This is a genomic window from Hyphomonas sp. (assembly GCF_046313735.1).
Taxonomy (GTDB): domain Bacteria; phylum Pseudomonadota; class Alphaproteobacteria; order Caulobacterales; family Hyphomonadaceae; genus Hyphomonas.
In genome coordinates, this window is the sequence record NZ_JBKBXW010000079.1 from 1 (window position 1) to 3138 (window position 3138).

A 3138-nucleotide genomic window follows, 5' to 3' on the forward strand; every position below is an offset into this window, starting at 1 on the left:
CTGCATCCTCGTCCGGAGCGAGCGGGTCGGGGATGTCCTCGGCGTCCTCTGCGGGCCGCCCGGTGATGACATAACCGCCGGTCAGCCAGTGGCCGAGATCAGCATCGGCGCAGCGCTTCGAACAGAAAGGGCGATAGTCGGCGAGGACCGGATGCTTGCGGCAACGCGCGCAGCGCGGTGTCCTCTGGTCAGGGGAAACAGGCTTGCTCATGCCTCGCGCCTTACCTCAGCTGCCGCGCCGGTGTGAGCCCTGATGTTCAGCCGCGCGCCATATTTTGCCGCAAGGCGCACATCCGCATCGGGATGTTGCGCAGCGAGCCAGCGATGAACGGCCTCGGGCAGGGCCAGGGTCAGCGGGCCCAGCCGGGTCTGCTGCGCCTCGCGCTCCAGCTGGCGCAGACCGTCCAGAGCAATCGTCTCCGGCCGCAAACCGCTGGTCTCATCGTAAATGTGCTCGGACAGCGGCGAGATCCACCAGCCGCTTGAGGCTTCCATCAGGCCAAGTTGAGAGGGCGTGAGGGCTTTTGCAGGGCGCGATGAGTGTTCGGCCCATGCGGCCTGAAATGTGTCGCGAATGGACGGGCCAGCCTCGCGGGTAATCGGCGCGATACAGTCGAGCACGAACAATCCGCCCAGACCGCGCAGGAGGATCTGGCGCGCGAGGGCCTGGGCAGCTTCCCGGTTGATCGAGAGGGCGCGGGCGGCGGCGCTGCCGCGCTGGGCACGGCCCGCCGTGTCGATATCCGCGGCCGTCAGTGCCCTTGTGCGCTCAATACGCAGCCGTCCGCCACCGGGCAGCGTCACGTCCGGCAACAGGGCATCCTCAAAGGCCGCCTGCAGGCGCGGGTCGCCCGGCAGCGCCGCCTCGACAGGCGCGTCAGCTCCGCCCTTCAAACCTGTGCGCCAGGCAGCGGCGCCGGATGGGCCGGGGCCGATCCCCGCCGCGACGATCTGCGCGCGTGGCAGTTTTCCGCCCCGCGCTTCGGCCAGGATTTCCACCCGCACACGCGCGCCTTCAGCAAAGGCCGGTGTTTGCGGCGTGCGTCGGATGAATGCGGCGCCCGCTCCGTCCAGTTCAGCAAACATGCCGCCAGCGCCAACCTCTACGGCCTCAATCCGCGCCTCAAACTGCGCGCCAAGGCGCACCGGGTTTGTCTCGCGCTCAAGGTACAGCGCTACCGGCTCGCCGCCAGCATCCAGCGCGGCCCAGCGGGTTTCCCCGACAGTCTCCTCGCGCAGGATTCTGGCGACCGACATCCGGTCAGGAAATCTGGCGGATAAGGGCGGTGGTGACCGGATCGCCCGCCTTGTCCGGTGTATCGAGAACAGCCTTGATGCGCCCGGCCATCGTTTTTCCGCGTTCCACGCCCCACTGGTCGAACGGGTTCACGCCCCAGAGCTTGCCGGCAAAATAGGTTCGGTGCTCATACAGCGCGACCAGCGCGCCGAACGCTTCCGGTCCGAACGCGGCATGGCTCAGGAAGCTCGACGGGCGGCCCCCGGCATGAACTTTCTGCGCGGCGACAGCCGGGCTCACGCCAGGTTCCTCGTCCTGAACTTCGCTGAGCGTCCGGCCATTCGCGAGCACTTCGGCCTGGGCGAGCGCATGGGCATTCAGCGCCGCAAGACCCTCGCCATCGCGGGTCCGGTCCGGCGCCAGGATGAATTCGCAAGGCACGTCCTGCGAGCCCTGGTGCAGCCATTGGTGATAGGAATGCTGGCCAACCGAGCCTTCGCCGCCCCAGAGCGCGGGGGCAGTCGGCGGCGGGACAGTCTCGCCATTGGAGTTCACGGATTTGCCGTTGGATTCCATTTCCAGCTGCTGGAGATAGGTTGGCAGCAGGCGCAGGCGGTTGGCGTAAGCGAGCAGAGCCCGCATCGGCCGTTCGCGCACCGAAGTGTTCCAATAGTCGAGCAGAGCTAGGCGCATGGCAGCGTTTGAAGCCAGCGGCGCGGTGCGGACATGCTCGTCCATCGCATGCGCGCCATCGAGGATTTTGCGGAAGGTCTCCGGCCCGAGATAGATCATGCAGGCGAGCGACGCGGCCGACCAGAGTGAGAAGCGCCCGCCGACCGACAGCGGCATTTCAAACAGATGCGCGTCTGCGCCGCCGAGCCAGGCCCGCGCCTTGTCAGGATTGGCGCTTACAAGCGCCAGGTGATGCGCGGATTTCGTGCCGAGCTTGGCTTTCAGCCAGTCATGCGCGCGGGCGAGATTGTAGAGCGTCTCCTCGGTGCCAAAGGATTTGGAGACGCCGATGACCAGCGTTGTCGCCGGGTCGAGCCCTGCGAAGGCGCGGTCGAGGTCATAGGGGTCGACATTGGCGGCGAAACGCAGGGTCAGGGAGGGCAGCGCCAGGTCCTCGAACGCATCGGCGATCAGGCGCGGCCCGAAATCGGAGCCGCCGATGCCGATGTGGAGCACCGCCGCGAAGGGCCGGCCATCCGCGCTGACGATCTCGCCGCGGCGGATCTTTCCGGCGAATTCAAGCGCCGGCAGCACGCTCTGGCGCACGGTTTCCGCTTCGCCGCTGAGCGGGGCTGGCGCCCGGAGCGCCCAATGCAGGGCAGGGCGGTTCTCGGAAGGGTTCACGATGACGGCGCCAAACAGGTCTGCCGCTGCACTGGTGAGCCCCTTGCTTTCGCCGAAAGCGAGGAGCGCGGCTTCGGCGGCCTCATCCAGGAATTGGCGCGCTGTGCTGATCTGCCAGCCAGCAGCTTCAACAGGTTCCAGCGCGGCGCGGGCGGCTGCAAGACCCTTCAGACCGTGTTGGTTGAGACGTTTCGCATGTTCGGCAAGTTCAGAGCGCATGGATATCCCCATTCCGGTTTGTCAGGCAGCGCGCTTATCGGGCGGTGCGCGCCGGGGCGCAAGGCCTGCCAATACAGGCATTTGACCGGTACAAGCCCGCTTGAAACGCCTGTCACACATGGGTATGACGCGCCACTTGACGGTCGATGCGCCGGAAAAGCGTTGAGGTACAACCAGTCCGGCGGGCCGGACGCGAACCAGGATTAAGGAGAGGCCCGATGGGCAAGGCAAAGTTTGAGCGTAACAAGCCGCACGTGAACATTGGCACGATCGGCCACGTTGACCACGGCAAGACGACGCTGACGGCAGCGATCACGATCGTGCTG

The 3138-nt window shown here is 66.5% G+C and carries 4 protein-coding genes; 1 reads left to right on the top strand and 3 read right to left on the bottom strand.

What is annotated here, in order from left to right; translation table 11 throughout:
- From ACK4SV_RS16425 to ACK4SV_RS16435, 3 genes are all read right to left on the bottom strand, one after another.
- Positions 1-211: DNA gyrase inhibitor YacG (locus tag ACK4SV_RS16425; RefSeq protein WP_409918921.1), on the bottom strand; the 211-nt coding region annotated here is incomplete at its 3' end.
- Positions 208-1257 (bottom strand): ribonuclease E/G, encoded by a 1050-nt coding sequence (locus tag ACK4SV_RS16430; protein WP_409918922.1) that lies wholly within the window; start codon positions 1255-1257, stop codon positions 208-210. The genes ACK4SV_RS16425 and ACK4SV_RS16430, both read right to left, overlap by 4 nt.
- 4 nt (positions 1258-1261) lie before the next feature.
- Positions 1262-2812: a glucose-6-phosphate isomerase gene (locus ACK4SV_RS16435; RefSeq protein ID WP_409918923.1), complete on the bottom strand. Its 1551-nt coding sequence runs from the start codon at positions 2810-2812 to the stop codon at positions 1262-1264.
- A gap of 218 nt (positions 2813-3030) precedes the next feature.
- On the opposite strand from ACK4SV_RS16435, the gene ACK4SV_RS16440 reads away from it, so the two are divergent.
- Positions 3031-3138: GTP-binding protein (locus ACK4SV_RS16440; RefSeq protein WP_409918924.1), on the top strand; the 108-nt coding region annotated here is incomplete at its 3' end.